We start from the raw sequence: 19409 nt of genomic DNA, 5'->3' as shown, positions 1-19409 counted from the left end.
TCGCTATGTTTTCAGAATCTCCAATTAAACGCAGAAAATCCACCCGAATCAATGTAGGTAACGTCCCTATTGGTGATGGTGCCCCTATTGCAGTGCAATCAATGACCAACACCGACACCATGGATGTTGATGCAACTGTTGCACAAATACAGGCAATACAAGATGCAGGTGCCGACATAGTCCGTGTATCAGTACCAACAATGGATGCAGCCGAAGCGTTTAAAAGTATAAAAGAGCAAGTAACGATTCCGCTAGTTGCAGATATTCACTTTGATTACCGTATAGCCTTAAAAGTAGCAAAATACGGTGTAGATTGCCTGCGTATAAACCCGGGGAATATAGGTAGTGAAGAGCGTATAAGAGCTGTGGTCGATTCTGCACGCGAGCACAACATTCCTATTCGTATTGGTGTAAATGGCGGTTCACTAGAGCGCGACTTACAAGAAAAATACGGCGAACCAACACCAGAAGCCTTATTAGAATCAGCAATGCGCCATGTAGATATCTTGCGCCGCCTTGATTTTGACCAATTTAAAATATCAGTAAAAGCGTCTGACGTATTTTTAGCTGTAGGTGCATATCGCTTACTCGCTAAAGAAATAGACCAACCACTGCATTTAGGTATTACCGAAGCGGGCGGCATGCGCTCAGGCTCTGTTAAATCTGCAGTAGGTTTAGGTATGCTTCTTGCCGAAGGTATTGGCGATACCCTGCGTGTATCACTTGCTGCCGACCCGGTACAAGAAATTAAAGTAGGCTTTGATATCTTAAATTCATTGCGCATTCGTTCGCGTGGAATTAACTTTATTGCCTGCCCTAGCTGCTCACGCCAAGAGTTTGATGTAGTAAGCACCATGAACCAACTTGAAGAGCGCTTAGAGGATATTATCGAACCTATGTCAGTTTCGGTAATTGGTTGCGTTGTAAATGGACCAGGTGAAGCGCTTGTGAGTGATATAGGGCTTGCCGGTGCAAATCGTCGTTCTGGTTTGTATATAAATGGCGAACGCCAAAAAGCGCGCATTGATAACAACAACATTGTTGACCAGCTTGAAGGTTATGTACGCGACTTTATAGAAAAAAAGCAGAACCAAACACCGATTGACATAAAAATAGTCGAATAAATACCGCATAAAGCGCCAAACAGCGGTGTTTGGCGTTTACCTTTATAGCTAGTGGATACCCAAACGACCCCAAGATACAGAATTCAGCGTTTCACAGGCTCTTAATATCAAGGCGTTACTTTGCAAGAATGGCAATCCCTTTTAAAAAGTAACAACGATGAGAGTAAGTGTCTGTGAAACACCCAACGGGTTGGTTTAAAAGCGATTTATACTGCGTTATTGATTTTAACAATAGAACCACTATTACTTTCAATCAATGCCTTGCCTAAATCGCTTTTAATTCCAACTGAAACTCGCATCATGGGGTCATTTGGGTATATAATGACGGGTCAATTTTTAGCATTCTTGTTGTGTAAGCATTTTTCATTACACAAAAAAACAGCATTTAGGATTTATCAGTGGCAAAACAAATTCAGGCAGTTCGCGGTATGAACGATTGTCTGCCGGGCGATACACAAGTTTGGCAGAAAGTAGAAAACATTTTACGCGAGACAGTAGCATCGTTCGGTTATCAAGAAATTCGTTTTCCTATTGTAGAATCAACCGACTTATTTAAACGCTCTATTGGTGAAGTTACCGATATAGTAGAAAAAGAAATGTACACCTTTGCCGATCGCAATGGCGACTTATTAACACTTCGCCCAGAAGGCACCGCAGTATGCGTACGTGCTGGCAACCAAAATGGCTTACTATACAACCAAGAACAACGCCTTTGGTACATGGGTCCAATGTTTCGTCACGAGCGTCCGCAAAAAGGTCGTTACCGTCAGTTTCACCAATTTGGTTTAGAAACATTTGGTATTGCTACAGCAGATATAGACGCAGAAGTTATTTTATTAACAGCGCAACTATGGGAAGCCTTTGGTATTACTGACCACGTTCGTTTAGAGCTAAATTCTTTAGGATCTAACGAAGCGCGTGCAGATTACCGTGATGCTTTAGTAGCCTACCTTGAGCAACACATTGATGTGCTTGATGAAGACTCAAAACGTCGTATGTATTCAAACCCATTACGCGTACTTGATAGCAAAAACCCAGACGTACAAGCAATTTTAACTGATGCACCTAAATTGTCTGAAAATTTAGATGCTGAATCAAAAGAACATTTTGAAAATTTATGTGAACGTTTAGACGCTGCTGGCGTCTCATATACGGTTAATGAAAAGTTAGTACGTGGTTTAGACTACTACAACCGCACTGTATTTGAATGGGTAACCGACAGTTTAGGTGCACAAGGCACTGTATGTGCTGGCGGACGTTACGATGGCTTAGTTGAACAACTTGGCGGCAAAGCAACGCCAGCAGTTGGTTTTGCAATGGGTCTAGAGCGCTTAGTATTATTACTACAAGCACTTGAGTGTGTAGGTGACATTCGTCGTAATGCTGATGTATATTTAGCAGCAATGGGCGACAAAGCAAGCATTCAAGCTCCTGCAATTGCAGCGCAACTACGTAAAGACGTACCGGGTTTACGCGTTATGGTACATGCGGGCGGCGGAAACTTTAAAAAACAATTAAAACGTGCTGATAAAAGCGATGCACTTGTTGCAGTAATTATTGGTGAAGATGAATTAGAAAAAGGCGTTGTGACCATCAAGTATTTGCGCGAGCGTAAAGAACAAGTCACATTAGAATTAGAACAAGCTAAAGCGCTATTAGCTGAGCTTATTAACGGCTAAGCGAACATTAGAGGTAAGAATGGATATTTATTCAACAGAAGAACAACAAGCAGAAGCCATTAAACGCTTTTTCCGTGAAAACGGCATTTCACTTGCGCTAGGTATACTTGTTGGCCTAGGTGGCTTATATGGCTGGAAAGCATATAACCAAAACCAAATTACTACCGCTGAAAAAGCATCAGATTCATATACAGCGCTTGTTGAAAGCGACGATGTATTATCTTCAGCTGATGCGTTTATTAGCGAAAATAAAGACACAAACTACGCAACACTTGCTGCATTCGTTGCTGCAAAAGACGCAGTAGAAGCGAAAAAACTAGACGTAGCAAGCGAAAAGCTAAGCTGGGTTGTGTCTAATACGCCAAATACAGAATTAAAAGCAATTGCGATTACACGTTTAGCACGTGTTCAAATTGCGCAAACTAAATATGACGATGCATTAACGACATTAAATGCACCATTACCTGAAGCGTTCAATGCAAACGTGGCCGAGCTTAAAGGCGACATTTACACTGAGCAAGGTAATAAAGATCAAGCACGTACTGCATACCAAGCAGCAATAGATGCGGGTGGATTAACAAGTAACCCACTATTACAAATTAAGTTAGATGACCTAGCAGTAACTAGCCCAGCGGCATAAGGTTTTAGGCATGAAAAAATTTACAACAGCAGCCCTTGCCCTATGTATGGCAACATTGATGGGTTGTTCATCAAGTGATGATGAAGATGAACTAGTACTTCCTGAAATTGTAAACCAATTTGAAACTGACGTTGTTTGGCAAGAATCTGTAGGTGATGGCGTAGAGCATTATTTTTCTCGTTTAACACCCGCAGTTTACAAAGATACTGTGTATGTTGCTAGCCGCGAAGGCCAAGTAGAAGCGCTTTCACTTGATAATGGCGATACAAAATGGGAAACCGATGTACGCCAAGATTTATCGTTTTGGCCTTGGGCTGACAACGGTAATGCAAAATTATCAGGTGGTATTTTGCAAGCCTATGGTAAAATTTATATTGGTTCTGAACACGGCTTTATTATTGCTCTTGATCGCGAAACTGGTGAAGAAGTTTGGCGTAAAAACGTACCAGGCGAATCTCTGTCTAAACCAACAGCAGGTGATGGCTTAATATTTGTAAATTTAGGCTCTGGTAAATTGTTAGCCCTTCACCCAGATACAGGCGAAGAGCGTTGGAGCTTTGAACAAGAAGTTCCACCACTAACATTACGCGGACAAAGCTCGCCAACCGTTGCTAACGGTGGTGTATTAGTAGGCCTTGAAACAGGCAAGCTAAGCGTATTAATTTCAGACAGTGGTTACTCAGCATGGAGCGCAGAAATTGCGGTTGCTAAAGGCGCATCAGAATTTGAACGCCTAGTTGACGTAGACACTCAACCACTTATTAGCGGTCCATACGCTTACGCTATAGCTTACAACGGAAACTTAGCCGCTGTAGATATTCGCTCTGGCAATGTTGTATGGAAACGCGAGTACAGCAGCTACCGCGAAATTGCGATGGATGCACAAACAATTTATTTAGTAGATAGCGATGGTGTTATTTACGCATTAGATAAAAATTCAGGTATTGAACGTTGGAGCCAACCCGCTCTACGCGGTTGGTACCTAACAGGCCCTGCAGTTGCAGGTAGCCACTTAGCTTTAGGCGACCAAGAAGGTAACCTACATTGGCTAAATAAAGAAACTGGCGAGCTAGTATCTCGTGAAGACTTTGACAGCTCGGGCTTTTTTGTTGAGCCAGTTGTTGCCGACGATAAGCTAATTTTATACACCCGTGATGGTGAAGTTAGTATGGTAAAAATACCAAACTAAGTTACTAATAGTCATATGGTTTTTTTAAGGCTTCGCACTGCGAAGCCTTTTGTTGTTTTTTAAAGAGGTAGTTTATGCTTCCCGTGATCGCTCTAGTTGGGCGACCCAATGTGGGCAAATCCACATTATTTAACCGTTTAACACGTACTCGTGATGCACTCGTAGCCGATTTTCCAGGTTTAACACGAGATAGAAAATATGGCCAAGCTAGTTACGATGGCTATGAATTTATCGTGGTAGACACGGGCGGTATTGATGGCTCAGAAGAAGGCATCGAAATCGAAATGGCAGATCAATCTCTGCTAGCTATTGAAGAAGCTGACATTGTTCTGTTTTTAGTAGATGCTCGTGTAGGTATGACCGTAGCTGACCAAGCAATTGCTAATCACTTGCGTAAACAAGATAAAAAGTGTTTTGTTGTTGCCAATAAAACCGATGGTATTGATGCAGATTCAAACTGTGCTGAATTTTACCAATTATCATTAGGTGAAATTCATCATATTGCTGCATCGCATGGCCGTGGTATTACGTTATTACTTGAGCAAACACTTCAGCCGCTTATTGCTGAATTAGCTGCACAAGACGAAGACGTAACAGGCGATGACGAAGAGCTTATTAATCTTTACGAAGAAGATGAAGACAGCGATACCGATCACCAGGCATTTGCAGACAAACCTGTAAAGCTTGCAATTATTGGTCGCCCTAACGTTGGTAAGTCAACGCTTACAAACCGTATACTGGGTGAAGATCGCGTAATTGTATACGACATGCCAGGTACAACACGTGACTCTATCTACATTCCGATGACTCGAAATGAAAAAGAGTATGTGTTAATTGACACCGCAGGTGTTCGTAAGCGTAAAAAAGTAAGCGACGTAGTTGAAAAGTTCTCTGTAATTAAAACGCTTCAAGCAATCGAAGATTGTAACGTTGTGTTATTGATTGTTGATGCTCGCGATGGTATTTCAGATCAAGATTTAAGCTTATTAGGCTTTGCTCTTAACTCAGGTCGTTCATTGGTAATTGCAGTGAACAAATGGGATGGCTTAGACGATTACGTTAAAGATCGTATTAAATCAGAGCTCGATCGCCGTTTAGGCTTTATTGACTTTGCACGCCTACACTTTATATCTGCACTACACGGTACAGGTGTTGGTCATTTGTTTGAGTCTGTTGACGAAGCGTATGAATCAGCGACTAAACGTATAAGTACTGCAATGCTGCGTCGAATTATGGACATGGCTCAAGCCGATCATCAGCCACCACTTGTTCGTGGTCGTCGTGTTAAGCTTAAATATGCACATGCCGGTGGTTATAACCCACCACGTATTGTTATTCACGGTAACCAAGTTAAAGATTTACCAGATAGCTACAAACGCTACCTAATGAACTACTACCGTAAAGCACTTAAAATTATGGGCACCCCAATCAAAATTGAATTTAGAGAAGGTGATAATCCATTTGCAGGGCGTACTAATAAAGTAACGCTTTCGCAAAAACGTAAAATACGTGCGTTTGCAAAAGAAAACCGTAATAAATAAACTTTTCAAGAGTTAGTTTATTACAATAAAAACGGCGTACTTTTTAGTACGCCGTTTTTGTTTTAATATGTTATTAAGAGTTACAAACCAAGCAAAGCTAAGCGCACTAAGTTCTCCACCGTGGCTTCATGTGCATTTTTATTTTTATTAGTTGGCGTAAACCTAGAAGTAGGTGATTTAATAGTTATAAAGCCATGATTGGTTGCCATTTCATGAGCTAATAGCTTTCGCTCTTTAGGTGTTAAATGGTTTTCGTGTATTTTTGCCAGCTCGCCGCTATCAAGCCATATTCCTGCACAGCCTGGGCATTCATCTATTTCGACGGCCTTTACTGGCGAAAAATACCTGCGCATCATTACAATTTTTTTGCACTTTGGGCAATTAATTCGTAGCGATACATCGTATTCACTCTCGCTATGTTCACTCTCGCTATGTTCACTCAAATGCTTTAGCAACACCTGACCATGCTTTAGCTCTGGCGAGCTAAATTTAAAAATTTGGCTGTTATCAAAAAATACGCCGCCTTGCACTGAAGTGTAAACAGTAATACCGCCAATTAATAACGGCTCAAGAGAGGCATTTGTACGTGGGCAAAACATTCTAAAAATCCTTTTTATTTTAATACCTAGCTTACACTACTTTACTCAAGCGCTTTATGAATAAGCCCAACAAGCGGCGTTGGTAATGTAATATTACCTGTAAGTACAAACTCATGGGCTTCATCTGACATTTTTTGCCATGTGCGGCGAATAATACCAATCCATTTTTCTTCATTGTAATCTGGTTTTGCACTGGCAAACCCAAGCATGTAGTGTTCAATAAACACCAAACTTGCTACATCTTCAACTAATTGGCTATCTGGATTGCGCTTAATATCTTTTTTAGCAACAGCGTTATAAACACGGTTTTGGTCAGTATCGTTAAACCCAGCTTGTTTCATTAATTCAACGGCTAGTGACGCATGAAAAATATAAAGTGCGCTACGCCATTGATGATAACCCTGCTTGTTCATTTCAAAGTCGCTACGTGGCGATTTCCAACGCTGAATATGCTGTGCACGCACTGCAATTTGCATGAGTGCATCGGCATCAGGTTTAAAGCGAGTTAGCATTTCGCTCATACGCTGTGAGTATAAATACTCTTTTGGAAAACTTTCTCCATTGTGCTGCTCAGTATTAGGGTCTTGGTTATTAGCTTCATCAATCAGCGTTATTACTTTATTAAACATGACGGTCTTTTATTGTAATTAGTTTTAATCATTCTAAACGCTGATAAAACAATAAACTAGTGGCCCACTCACTTCAGCGGTGAAATTTGTTCAATCAAAAAGTAAAAGCAAGAGGTACTGGTTGTGAAATTAAGCGCATTAATAAGGTTAACTTGTTATTATCTTAGAAACAAAAATGACACATGTGCGTAAACTAATAAAAATTAACGCGCTAAAAATGAGAATAATATGTTTAAAAAAACAATTTTAGCTATTTGCTTAGCTGTAGCATCACTGCCGAGCGCAGCCGATAGCAATGCAGATTTAAAAACCATTATTGATAACCATTGGCAAAACGCAAAAGCTGAAAAAATATTTTTTCGTACCGACCCAGACGGCTGGAAGCCAAACGGTACTTTGCCAAATTGGAGCGAGCAAGCCATTGCAAAGCGCCAAGCTTATAACAACAACGTACTAAAAAACTTAGCCAGCATTGACCCAAAAACGCTCAACAACGAGCAGCTAATGAACTACCGCTTATTTAAATATGAGCGAGAAACCGAGCAGCAAAGTTACCTTTTTCAAGATAAGTATTTTCCGGTTAATTTTTTAAGTGGCTGGCATACTTATTTTGCCGAAGCCCCCGCTAACATGGCATTTTTAACACCCGATGACTACAACGCATTTTTAGTAAGCCTTGCCGACTACCCTCGCTTTAATCAGCAAAATATTGATTTAATGAAAGAAGGTATAAAAACAGGCTTTACTCATTACTGCAAAACCTTTGAAAATTACAGCCAAAGCATTAGCGCGCATATTGTTAAGCAACCTGAAAACAGTGCCCTTTACGAGCCCTTTACACGTATACCAAAAACGTTTACAGCAGAGCAAAAAGCCACATACCAAAATAAAGCAAAGGCCTTAATCAGCTCAAAAGTAGTCCCTGCTTATCAGCACTTTTACGACTTTTTTGAAAACGATTACATGCCTAACTGTAGAGCCCAGCCGGGTATTGCAAGCGTTAAAGGCGGGCTTGAGTATTACAAATATGCAGTTAATTACTACACCACAACCAATGCCACACCAAAGAAAATTCATGAGCTTGGCTTAAAAGAAGTCGCGCGTATTAAAGCGCAGATGCAAAGCATTATTGATAAAGTAGGTTTTGATGGCACTTATGCTGAGTTTTTAGAATTTTTAGCAACCGATGAGCAATTTTACGCAACAGACGCACAAGACTTACTTGAAAAAACAGCCTTTATTACGCAAAAAATGTATGGCAAATTACCAACCTACTTTAATCATTTACCGCGTAACACCTTTACAATAAAAGGCTCAGCGAGTCGTGGCGCGTTTTATATGCCACCGGCTGATAATCGCTCACCGGGTACTTACTTTTTAGCCTCAACACCTAAGCTACAGCCTTTGTATAATTTAGAAGCACTAAGCCTACACGAAGCAATACCAGGGCACCATTTACAAAACGCTATTGCAATGGAGTTAGATGTACCTCAGTTTAGACGCACACTTAGCCACTCAGCATTTGGCGAAGGTTGGGCACTTTACACCGAACGTTTAGGTAAAGAAGCCGGCTTTTATCAAGACCCATACAGCGACTTTGGTCGTTTAGGTTACGAAATGTGGCGTGCTGTGAGGCTTGTTGTTGATACCGGTATTCATGCATTTGGCTGGAGCCGCCAAAAGGCAATTGACTACTTAGCAGATCACACTGCATTGCCACAAAGCGCGGTGGAGGATCAAATAGATCGTTATATTTCATGGCCTGGCCAAGCGCTTTCGTACAAAATGGGTGAAATAAAAATACGCGAACTGCGTGCAAAAGCCGAAAAAGAGCTAGGTGCTAAGTTTGATATTCGCAGCTTTCACGACACCGTTATAGGCCAAGGCTCGCTGCCTATGGAAGTATTAGAAGACGTAATAAACGATTGGATAGAAAAACAAAAATCGGCTATTTAACATTCAAGGAGGCGGTATTATTTGCCGCCTCTTTTTAAAACCCTCTTAAAAACCTCAAAACTAATCCCTACCCGCTTTTGCTTCGTAAAGTTAATGATTACAAAAACCTGAGTAAACCTATGAGCAAACGCATTTTATATTGGCTACAAAACGATTTACGTCTAACCGACAACCCTATTTTAAGCGAACTTGCTACTGAGCAATGCGCGCTCGATATTGTATTTGTTATAAACCCGCACTGGTTTAAAAATAATAACTATCAACAAAAGCCGTATGGCGTGCATAAACAGCAGTTTTTAATGCAAAGCTTGTATGAACTCCAACAAGCACTTATTGAGCGCGGGCAAACACTGCATGTACTTGAAGGCGAACCTGTATCGCTTTTGAAAGCGCGTATTAATGAGCAAAATATTGATGAAGTTGTATACAGCGAGCAATTTGGCCTGTACGAGCAACGCCAAATAAACTTACTCAAAGCACATTGCCCTAATACTAAATTTGCAGGGTCGCAGCAAGACACGCTCTTTAAACAAAGTGACCTACCGTTTGATTTAAGCGAATTACCTAAACACTTTACCCCGTTTCGTAAAAAGGTAGAGGCCGCCACTAGCCCCATTTCACTTTCAACATTACCAAACGGTTTGCTCCCTCAGCCAATAACCTTGTGCGCTAAAAAACCTTTAGAGCGTATAGCAAATAATGGCGTAATGCATGGCGGGTTTAAAAGTGCGCAAACACATTTAAAGCAATACTTTTCAGGTTTACTACCAAGTACTTATAAAATAACTCGAAACGAGCTTGATGGCTTTAATAACACCACAAAATTTAGTACCTGGCTTGCTTTAGGTTGTGTAAGTGCGCGGCAAGTTTATAAAGCAGTTGAGGCGTACGAACATAGTCAAATAACAAACGAGTCTACTTACTGGATTAAATTTGAATTGCTATGGCGAGAGTATTTTAAATGGCATGCACTTAAGGCAGGTAAAAGCCTGTTTAGCTTTAAAGGCCAAAAGCAAACAAAACCCCTTACTACATTTATGCCAAACCGCTTTGCTGCGTGGTGTAATGGCTCAACACCCTACCCATTAGTAAATGCGATTATGAACGAGCTAAACGCTACGGGTTACATATCAAACCGTGCAAGGCAAATTGCAGCGAGCTGCTTAGTGAACGAACTTGGTCTTGATTGGCGTTATGGCGCAGCCTATTTTGAGCAACAACTTATTGATTACGATGTAGCCGCTAATTGGGGTAATTGGCAATATATAGCAGGTGTAGGCGTAGATCCGCGTGGTGGTAGGCACTTTAATATTGAAAAACAAACGTTACAGTTTGACCCGCACGCTGTTTACACTAATAAATGGCAAGGCAATAAAAATACCAGCACACAGCTCGATAACGTAAACGAAGTTGATTGGCCAATTTAAGCCGCCAATCAACTTTTACCAAGTAACGTTTAAAACAGCTCAGCAATGCCTATATTAATAGCGTAACCACCCAATGTTAAAAACAAAAACAAGCACAGCGCCAGTAACAGTGGCTTAATACCCGCTTGGCGAATTGCCCCAACATGTGTGCGTAAACCCAAAGCCACCATCGCAATGGTGAGTAATATATTATCAAACCAAACAACTGCGCTTGTAGCCACTTGAGGAATAATAGAGAGTGAATGCACACCACTTGCCACAATAAATAACACCGCAAACCAAGGAATACTAATACCTGATTTATTATCCTCATTACTTATAGTATTACCTGCCTTTACTCTTTTTTTACTTTGCCAAAACGATAAAGTGACTAAAAACGGCGCAAGCATCATCACGCGTAGCATTTTTTCTATAACGGCGGTATCTGCAGCATTGGCGCTTACAGCTGTACCCGCTGCTACCACTTGCGCTACTTCATGAATGGTTGAACCTACAAAAATACCATATGCGTGCTCACTCAGCCCCATATACTCAAACATGATTGGGTAGGCAAACATACTCAACGTACCAAATACCACCACCGTTGCTACAGCTACCGATACTTTATGCGCCTGCGCTTTTATTACAGGCTCGGTTGCCATTACAGCTGCTGCGCCACAAATAGAGCTACCTGCACCAATTAATATTACTGTTTGCTCATCAAGTTTAAATACACGTTTACCAAGCTGCATTGCTAATATAAACGTACCGCTGAGCATAACAATGTCGGTTAGCAATCCACTCCAGCCAACGCCTGCTACCTGTGCAAAGGTAATTCTAAACCCAAATAAAATAATACCCGCTTTGAGTAAAATACTTTTAGCGTAATCAACACCCACATCGGTATGAGTCGCAATGCGCGAAAACACACTGTTACCTACAATAATGCCTAGCACAATACCAATAGTTAAGGAGCTAAACTGGGCACTTTGCATTACCGGCAACTTACTCAGCGCAACAGCAACACCCGCTAAAACAATAACTAATAGCATTCCTAGCCACCAACGCGAGTTGGTATACTGCTTAGTATTAATACTAAAAAGCTGTGGCATATCTTTAATTGCACTAAGCATAGTCATCCCTTAATAAAGTCATCGTAATTAATTGACTTCATTTTAAGAAAGCGCAAAATATAACTCCAATACATTAAAATCATGATTCGATAACTTAAGGTTATGTGATTTGAGAGGCACAATGAACTTGCATGCACTTCGGGTGTTTTACACGGTTGCTAAATTAGGCAGTTTTTCAGCAGCAGCTGAGGCGCTTTTTATAAGCCAACCAGCTGTGTCTAAAGCTTTAAAAGAGCTTGAGTATCAGCTAAATATACAACTTATTGAGCGTGCATCTAAGGGTAAGAAACTCACCTTAAGTGAAGGCGGACAAGCACTTTTTGAACATGCTCGTAGTATTTTTGCTATTGAAAAGGCAGCCATTGAAGATATTAAATCACGCACAGGGCTTAAGCGCGGCACACTCGTTATAGGCACCAGTACAACCATTGCCAGCTATTGGCTACCGCCCTATTTAGCCAATTTTTGCGCACAATACCCCCATATAAAAGTAGAAGTACAAGTTGCCAATACCGCGCAAATTGAGCACGCCCTACTTGAATGCACTATCGATTTAGCACTGGTTGAAGGCACACCAACCGAGCCGCATATTATAAGTAAGCACTGGCAAAACGATTTAATGAGTGTAGTTATACCCAGTAACTTTAAGCCCACGAAAGACTTAAAACCATGGTTAAACAAACAGTTTTGGCTACTGCGCGAACCAGGCTCGGGCACTTTAGAGGTCTCGGTTAAATTACTACAGCAACATGGCATTACAGCAAAAAATAATATGCAGCTCGGAAGTAATGAAGCGATAGCAAGGGCGGTAGCACAAGGTATGGGGGTCGCTTTATTGCCAAACGTAGTCACTGAGGATTTAGTACAGCTAGGTAAATTAACACGGCTAGAACAGCCAAATAACGTCGAGTTATCAAGACCATTATACCAATTACACTATAAAGACAGACCCTCTTCACATGCCGCACAAGCATTCGAAAAAAGCCTATTTAGTGAATAATGTTTGATCTGAGCTGTAAGTCGAGTAAAAAAACGGTTGTGTAACATTAATCACTTGTTGTGGTGTTACCTTAATTTATTATATATAAGCCAACTAGTTAAACCCATTGAAAGTACTAATAAATGAAGAACCAATGTTGCACGATTAAATTCACTAAAAAGACTAAGTAAAAAAACTGGAAGTATACTTAAGATTAAAACTACAGGTAATTTAAATAAATTTAACTTTTGGAGTAATAAGCTAATAGGTAATCCGTAAATGAACATTAAAGGATAGAAATAAAATAAACTTCCCATCCCTACTGATACACCAAAACCAACACCTGAAATTAATGAACTAAGAGAAGTATAATTTTCTATACCCGCATAAAAATAACAAAAACCAAGGACTGGTAATACAATTAAAGGACTAAGAATCACAGCAATCAAATTTTTACGTAGATCCTTAGACATATTAAGAAACACCATAACGAGCTTGTAGATTAATTAGTTTTTTATTTGTTTTAATTGATATGCAAACCATAGCTGAATTCCTATTTTGGCTCAGCCAAAGGGGGAAAATTTTGGCCTTACACATTAAAGTATCAGGAGACTACTCATAGCAGCCCAACAGCTAACTTATAAACCTATTTGCTAAATCGTTAAACCCAAATACGAACAAGCTCTATTTACAAACCCTGAGTTAAGTCTTGCGCTAACGTACCCGTTGGCTTTTCAATTACGCGTACTAACTCTTTGCCATTTTGTTTAACAATAAACGTAGGGGTGTATTGCAAGTCGTGAGCTTCTGCAATGCCTGCATCGTCTTGCTTGTTGTAACCTACGGCCACGTATTCAATGCTTGCAAGTTGTACTTTCGACGTAGAAAGTAACTTAATGAGTTTTGGCACTTCGCGCTCACTGTCGTGGCACCACGTTCCAAATAATACAATTAGCTCTTTGCCTTCTAGCTTTTGCATTAGGGCAATGTCTTGTGCTGTTGGCGTAAACGCTTTGTATTGTTCGTTAAACTTGTCGTAGTCGCTTAGCAGTACATCAGTGCTAATTCCGCCCGAAAACGGTGCATCAGCAGCGCAGCTTACAAGCGGCATGCTTAAAGCGCAGAGTAAAATTAATTGTTTAAACATAAGGTTGCTCTTAATTTAGGTATTAATTTAGGTATTAATTTAGGTATTAAACGACTATACCCAATATTGAGCGTGGAGTGAATAACTCTCAGGCGTTACTTTTTATCCATAAAAAAGTTTACTTGCGATAAGTTAGTTAAATATTCTCGCCTTACGTCTTTATTCTCAGCTAGCTTATCTAAGTCACCAATTAAGGTAACTAACTTATTATGAGAATGGCTGCTTGTTTTTTTAAACTCATCTTGTTTTTCGTCGCTCTCAACACGCTCTTTTTTATTCATGTTGTAGCTGTTTTCGTTTTCTTCAAGCCAAATATCGTCAATTAAGCGAATGTCACTTTTGCTAATGGTTTGCTCTTGCATCGCCATTTGTAGCTCGTATTGATTAGTTTGCGGATTAAACTCAAACATTTTTGTATCAACATCAACCTCGTGAGACTGATCAAGACCCACAAGCTCTTTATTTTTAACCGCAGTACCTACGTTATAGCTTTCTTCTTTGTTGTAATAATCAGGGCGACTGTATTGATAATCAAAATGACTACTTACATTTTTACTTTGCGTTACACCGCTAAGATCCCCTAATTGGACTTGTTCAGTTACTTGGCTTAGCTCAATAGTACTTTTAGGCTGATAGTCGCCGTTATCCAGCGCATATGAAAAAGTGGCATCAAAATCAGCGAGCTTAGAAATACTCGCACCCAATGTATTTGGGGCTTTATTACCAAGCCCTTGGTAACGGGCATCGTTTGTAATCATGTTATCAACCAAATCGGCAACCATGGCGCGCCCGTCATTAAAGTGCTGATCTGCAAGTGACTCCAAATTGCTATAACGCTCAGCCGCCGCCGACATACTCGTAAAAGCACCTTTAAACAATGCAAAACCTTGCTGCATTGCCTCATCGCCTTTGCGCCCAAATGCCGACTCTTTATCGTCTTTGGTGCTGTTTACTCGGCTATCTTCTAGGCTTTGATCTAGCGACGCTAAATACTGCTGCATTTGCTGTGTGTCTTTAGCGCCAATGGTTGACATATCGAGTGCAAAATCAATGTCGTTTTGCCCACCTGCGGCTTTAAACACAAGTGCTTGTTGGTTTAATGCTTCATCAATGGAGTAACTTAAATCAAGATTGTTCTCTTTCGAATCAAGATCTTTATTTTGCGTTGTTGAAAACGACACATTAAAACCGGCTAACTGCTCACTATTAAAGCCCGCTAAAAAATCTAAGCTCATGTCTGCTTGATTTGGGACTATAAGAGGGTTGAATGAACTTTCACTCACTTTAAAAAACTCATCGGCCATTTCGCCAACACCCGCCATAACCTGCGTTAAAGCCGCATGTTCAGCCTCAGATAAATTGCCATTTACTTCGTAACTTATGCCAAAGCCATCTATCGCTTCACCTGTTTTTTCATCGTACCCTTGCGATGAGTTAAAGGTAATGTTTATAACATCACCTTCTTTAGTTTTTACCGAGAGCTCAAACAGGTAGTTATCGTCATCCTCGTATTTTGCGCGATTAAGGCTTTCCATGTATGGATTAAGTGAGCGCTCTACACGTTGCTGACTTGAGGCTAAAAACGTTTTTTGCTCATGCCCAAGCTGACCTAAACTCGATAAAATATCGCTGGTATTAGCATAAGCACCCTGAATATTTTTAACCGACGTATTTAATCGCTCAATTAATTGGGTGCTGTTTTCGTTTTTTAATAACCCCTCATGCTGAGAGCTTATTACGGTGCGCAGGGCGAGTTCTTCATCGGAGAGTTTATAGTTAAGCATGCTGGGCGTGCTTGAAATAGTAAATAACGAGGTAAGTTGCTGCTTTAAAACGTCCTCTACCTTTTGATTACTGGCTAGTGCTTCATCAAGAGTTTCATTATTTAACTGGCTTAATAACCCATCGGTTATTTTTGACTCGTTAGTTTGTAAATCATTAATAGCTTGAAGGTCGCTGCTGGTGTGTAGCGAAGGACTCACAGAGCTTTGGTTAGCGTTATTAACTGATTGGGCCAACAAAGTGCTTAAATTAGCCTGACTGCCAAGTGCATTATTAACCATGATTATCCTTAATCGCTAAGCCCTATTAAGTAATTTATCGGACGCAGCATTAAAAGCTTTAGCTTAAGGAGACGTTTTTTACCTATTATTTATACAAACAACCCATTAATAAATTAAATAAGCGTAGGTCGGATAAGCGCAGCGCCATCCGACAATTCACCACTCTAATCATTTGCAACACGCCTAACTCTTAAGCGCTATTCTGCCCGCTCATTACTCTTCATTTGTTTCTTTTATTCTTTGTACTAAAAAGTCGACCGCCGCTTTTACCTTTGGTACTAAATAACGTTGCTTTTGATACAACAAATAAACCGCCATAGTCGCATTTTGGCTTATCGCTAACTCATGCTCAAACTTAAGCTCTTGCAACTGGCCAGACTCAAGGTATGAGTCGAGCGCCCATCGAGTTGACATTAAAATGCCCTCGCCATTACATGCTTTTTTAGCTAGCCACGATCCGTTATTTGAAATAGCGACCGCAGGCCCAGAAACGTCGTGCCATTGATCATCCACTTTGCATAACCAAGGCGTTGGCCCCGCTGGCGTTTTAAAATAAAGGCCACTGTGGCCCTTTAATTCCATAACATTAGTGGGCACACCGTATTTTTGTAAATAGCAGGGTGACGCAACAGGAATAAAGCCGTTATCCATTAGTTTTATTGCCAACACGCGCTCATTTGGCGCATAGCCACCGCGAATCGCAATATCAACATCGTCACGCCCAAGTGTCGACAGCTCATCACTTAAGCTAACATCTAATATAATTTCGGGGTATAGCGCGCTAAATTCATCAAGCAGAGGCAGTAATATTTTGTCACCAAAACTCACCATTGAGCTTATACATAATCGCCCCATTGGTTTTGTTTGATAACTGCGTACAGTTTCGTGGCTTTGCTCTAGCTGATTTAATATTTGCTGAACATCGTTATAGTAAATTTGCCCAACTTCGGTCAATTTAACTATACGGGTCGAGCGCTTTAAAAGCGTAGCCCCCAGGCTTTTTTCTAAATCAGCAACTCGCCGTGACAACGACGAAGGCGGCACACCAAAAGCTTTGGCGGCTTTGGTAAAACTGCCCGTTTCAACCACCTTAATAAAATACCGTATGGCTTTTAGTTGATCCAAGTTGCCTCTCCATTAAATAAAATGCTTTATTGTCTTAAAGACAAAAGTGATTCGCATTTTCCCCTATATATAAGCAAATTAAAACAAGTAATAATGTACTCAACCTAAAGACAGGGACTTAAATTGCATTTTTGGCAATGAGTATCTTCACGTTAATGATGGAAAGCTGACTTATGATTACTTTGCACGGTTTTGCTGCTAGCAACTATTACAACCTAGTTAAACATGTACTTTTACACAAACAACTGCCATTTAAAGAACACCTTGTTTACGGCGGAAGTGAAGAGTTATTAGCAATCAGCCCTGTAGGCAAAGTGCCTGCAATCACAACAGCTAACGGCCTTAATATTTCTGAGTCGAGTGTTATTTGCGACTTTATAGAAGAGTCGTACCCACAAACCCCGCTATATCCTGAAGATGCAGGTGAGCGCGCAGTTGTACGTCAAATTATGAAAATGGCAGAGCTTTATTTTGAACTGCCAAGCAGACGGTTTATCCCTTATGTATTTTCTGGCGCTGAAGTACCTGAAACAACTAAAGCCGAAGTACGCCAAGTATTAACGCGTGGCGTAACCGCTTTGAGTAGCGTGTGTAAGTTTTCACCTTGGATTGCAGGCGAGCAATTTACAATGGCAGACATTTACGTTTATTACGTAAACACCATTGTTAGCGCATTTGGCTCAAGCCAGCTTGATTGGGATGTACTTGCACAAGTACCCGGCATGAAAGAGTGGAACGAATCAATGAGCCAATTAGCCATTGCCCAAAGCATAGAGGCCGATCGCCAATCAAATATGGCTGAATTTATGCAAAAAGTGAAAGCGCAAATTCAAGCAGCAAACGCAAAATAACGCGTAGCTATAAAAGTATCTATTCTAAATTTTAATTACTAAAACAGATCGCCAATACAATAATGTTATTGGCTTAACAAATTTAATTCTTTGCAGGGGACACCTATGACAAATAAAAATATCCAACTTACTTCAACTATCAGCGAAGACAATAAACTAACACTTGCCTTAAAAAACATCGATATGCCAAAGCCAAAAGCCGATGAAGTGGTTATTCGCATTGAAGCTGCACCATTAAACCCATCAGACTTAGGCGTTTTATTCAGCGCAGCTGATATGTCTACTGCAAAGCAATCGGGTACTGATGAAAATCCAGTAATTACTGCCGATGTTCCAGCTCAATTTATGCCATCACTTAAAACCCGTGTAGGTAAAGCAACACCTGTAGGTAATGAAGGCGCAGGCACCGTAGTGGCAGCAGGCTCATCACCAGCCGCACAAGCATTAATGGGTAAAACCGTTGCAGTAATTGGCGGCGGTACGTATCGTCAATTTATATGTGCCAATGTACAAAGTTGCCTAGCGCTAAAAGAAGGGACTACCGCTAAAGAAGGTGCATCATCTTTTGTTAATCCACTTACCGCACTAGCAATGGTAGAAACCATGCGCGCTGAAGGCCATAAAGCTATTATTCATGCTGCTGCAGCTTCTAACCTTGGCCAAATGCTAAACCGTATTTGTATTGCCGATGGCGTTGATTTAATTAATATTGTTCGCAAACCAGAACAAGAAAAATTACTGCGCGATATGGGTGCAAAATATATTGTTAACTCAAGCAGCGACACTTTTCTTGCTGACCTAACAGCTGCAATAATCGAAACCGGTGCAACTATAGCGTTCGACCCTATTGGTGGCGGCCAACTAACAAGTGACATTCTTAACTGTATGGAAGTTGCAGCTGCGCGCGATATGAAAGAGCACACAATTTACGGCTCTGATACATTTAAACAAGTGTACATTTATGGCGCACTAGACCGCGGCCCTATTACATTAAACCGTAACTTTGGCTTTGCTTGGGCTGTAAACGGGTTCTTGTTATTTAATGCCTTAGGTAAATTAGGCACAGATACAGTAATGAAAATGCGCAAACGCGTTGCTGATGAAATCACCACTACATTTGCGAGCAACTACACGCACGAAGTGTCATTAGCTGAGGTATTACATTTACAATCAATCGCGGCTTATTCTAAACAAGCAACAGGCGAAAAGTACTTAATTAAACCTCAAGCTTAATTAAATATTCTTCGTTAAAAATATAAAAGCAGATGCTAATTAGGTATCTGCTTTTTATTTGGTCGTTGTAAAAGCTAGCTCGGAGTATTTACTTTAGCAAATCAATTACATTCGT

General features: G+C 40.6%; 17 protein-coding genes. 10 read left to right on the top strand and 7 right to left on the bottom strand.

Translation table 11 applies throughout. The features are described 5' to 3' along the window. Positions 1-5 precede the first annotated feature (5 nt). The 5 genes from ispG (at position 6) to der (ending at position 6173) form a co-directional block, all read left to right on the top strand. Positions 6-1124, top strand: a complete 1119-nt coding sequence (gene ispG / locus I6E85_RS12175) for a flavodoxin-dependent (E)-4-hydroxy-3-methylbut-2-enyl-diphosphate synthase (RefSeq protein ID WP_010554970.1) — start codon at positions 6-8, stop codon at positions 1122-1124. 398 nt (positions 1125-1522) lie between these two features. Further along, the gene (hisS, locus tag I6E85_RS12170) at positions 1523-2803 is read left to right on the top strand and encodes a histidine--tRNA ligase (protein WP_024591179.1); all 1281 of its coding nucleotides are present in this window, start codon (positions 1523-1525) and stop codon (positions 2801-2803) included. 19 nt (positions 2804-2822) lie between these two features. Beyond that, positions 2823-3443 carry a tetratricopeptide repeat protein gene (locus tag I6E85_RS12165; protein ID WP_007583431.1) on the top strand — a complete coding sequence of 207 codons (621 nt, stop codon included), beginning with the start codon at positions 2823-2825 and terminating at the stop codon, positions 3441-3443. Positions 3444-3453: 10 nt separating this feature from the next. Beyond that, positions 3454-4632, top strand: coding sequence for an outer membrane protein assembly factor BamB (gene bamB, locus I6E85_RS12160; protein ID WP_007583433.1), 1179 nt, complete (start codon positions 3454-3456; stop codon positions 4630-4632). Positions 4633-4706: 74 nt separating this feature from the next. After that, a complete protein-coding gene (gene der, locus I6E85_RS12155; RefSeq protein WP_024591178.1) occupies positions 4707-6173 on the top strand; it encodes a ribosome biogenesis GTPase Der in 1467 nt (488 codons plus the stop codon). Positions 6174-6253: 80 nt separating this feature from the next. On the opposite strand, the gene I6E85_RS12150 is transcribed toward der, so the two are convergent. Continuing rightward, entirely contained in the window at positions 6254-6772 is a 519-nt protein-coding gene (locus I6E85_RS12150) for a zf-TFIIB domain-containing protein (RefSeq protein WP_024591177.1), read from the bottom strand. A gap of 41 nt (positions 6773-6813) precedes the next feature. Continuing rightward, positions 6814-7401: a DUF4202 domain-containing protein gene (locus I6E85_RS12145; RefSeq protein WP_024591176.1), complete on the bottom strand. Its 588-nt coding sequence runs from the start codon at positions 7399-7401 to the stop codon at positions 6814-6816. 228 nt (positions 7402-7629) lie between these two features. Here I6E85_RS12145 and I6E85_RS12140 point away from each other — a divergent pair, with 228 nt between their 5' ends. Together I6E85_RS12140 and I6E85_RS12135 are read left to right on the top strand one after the other, a co-directional pair. Next, positions 7630-9357, top strand: a complete 1728-nt coding sequence (locus I6E85_RS12140; RefSeq protein ID WP_024591175.1) for a DUF885 family protein — start codon at positions 7630-7632, stop codon at positions 9355-9357. A gap of 119 nt (positions 9358-9476) precedes the next feature. Next, positions 9477-10784 (top strand): DASH family cryptochrome, encoded by a 1308-nt coding sequence (locus I6E85_RS12135; RefSeq protein WP_024591174.1) that lies wholly within the window; start codon positions 9477-9479, stop codon positions 10782-10784. Between the two features lie 29 nt (positions 10785-10813). Here I6E85_RS12135 and I6E85_RS12130 read toward each other — a convergent pair whose 3' ends face one another. Next, positions 10814-11896, bottom strand: coding sequence for a YeiH family protein (locus tag I6E85_RS12130; RefSeq protein ID WP_024592107.1), 1083 nt, complete (start codon positions 11894-11896; stop codon positions 10814-10816). Positions 11897-12017: 121 nt separating this feature from the next. On the opposite strand from I6E85_RS12130, the gene I6E85_RS12125 reads away from it, so the two are divergent. After that, positions 12018-12896 carry a LysR family transcriptional regulator gene (locus I6E85_RS12125; RefSeq protein WP_024591173.1) on the top strand — a complete coding sequence of 293 codons (879 nt, stop codon included), beginning with the start codon at positions 12018-12020 and terminating at the stop codon, positions 12894-12896. Between the two features lie 65 nt (positions 12897-12961). Here I6E85_RS12125 and I6E85_RS12120 read toward each other — a convergent pair whose 3' ends face one another. From I6E85_RS12120 to I6E85_RS12105, 4 genes are all read right to left on the bottom strand, one after another. Continuing rightward, the gene (locus I6E85_RS12120; protein ID WP_024591172.1) at positions 12962-13348 is read right to left on the bottom strand and encodes a hypothetical protein; all 387 of its coding nucleotides are present in this window, start codon (positions 13346-13348) and stop codon (positions 12962-12964) included. Between the two features lie 215 nt (positions 13349-13563). Then, positions 13564-14022 (bottom strand): thioredoxin family protein, encoded by a 459-nt coding sequence (locus I6E85_RS12115; protein WP_024591171.1) that lies wholly within the window; start codon positions 14020-14022, stop codon positions 13564-13566. Positions 14023-14117: 95 nt separating this feature from the next. Then, positions 14118-16085 carry a hypothetical protein gene (locus tag I6E85_RS12110; RefSeq protein ID WP_024591170.1) on the bottom strand — a complete coding sequence of 656 codons (1968 nt, stop codon included), beginning with the start codon at positions 16083-16085 and terminating at the stop codon, positions 14118-14120. 213 nt (positions 16086-16298) lie between these two features. Then, positions 16299-17210 (bottom strand): LysR family transcriptional regulator, encoded by a 912-nt coding sequence (locus I6E85_RS12105; RefSeq protein ID WP_024591169.1) that lies wholly within the window; start codon positions 17208-17210, stop codon positions 16299-16301. A 173-nt stretch (positions 17211-17383) separates the two neighbouring features. Here I6E85_RS12105 and I6E85_RS12100 point away from each other — a divergent pair, with 173 nt between their 5' ends. Then, the gene (locus I6E85_RS12100) at positions 17384-18061 is read left to right on the top strand and encodes a glutathione S-transferase family protein (protein WP_024591168.1); all 678 of its coding nucleotides are present in this window, start codon (positions 17384-17386) and stop codon (positions 18059-18061) included. Between the two features lie 105 nt (positions 18062-18166). Beyond that, entirely contained in the window at positions 18167-19294 is a 1128-nt protein-coding gene (locus I6E85_RS12095) for a zinc-binding dehydrogenase (protein ID WP_024591167.1), read from the top strand. Positions 19295-19409: the final 115 nt, after the last annotated feature.

Origin of the sequence: Pseudoalteromonas sp. NZS71 (assembly GCF_015864715.1) — a bacterium.
GTDB lineage: Bacteria > Pseudomonadota > Gammaproteobacteria > Enterobacterales > Alteromonadaceae > Pseudoalteromonas > Pseudoalteromonas arctica.
The sequence above is the reverse complement of the archived record's forward strand: the minus strand, read 5'-3'. Positions and strand labels throughout refer to the sequence as shown.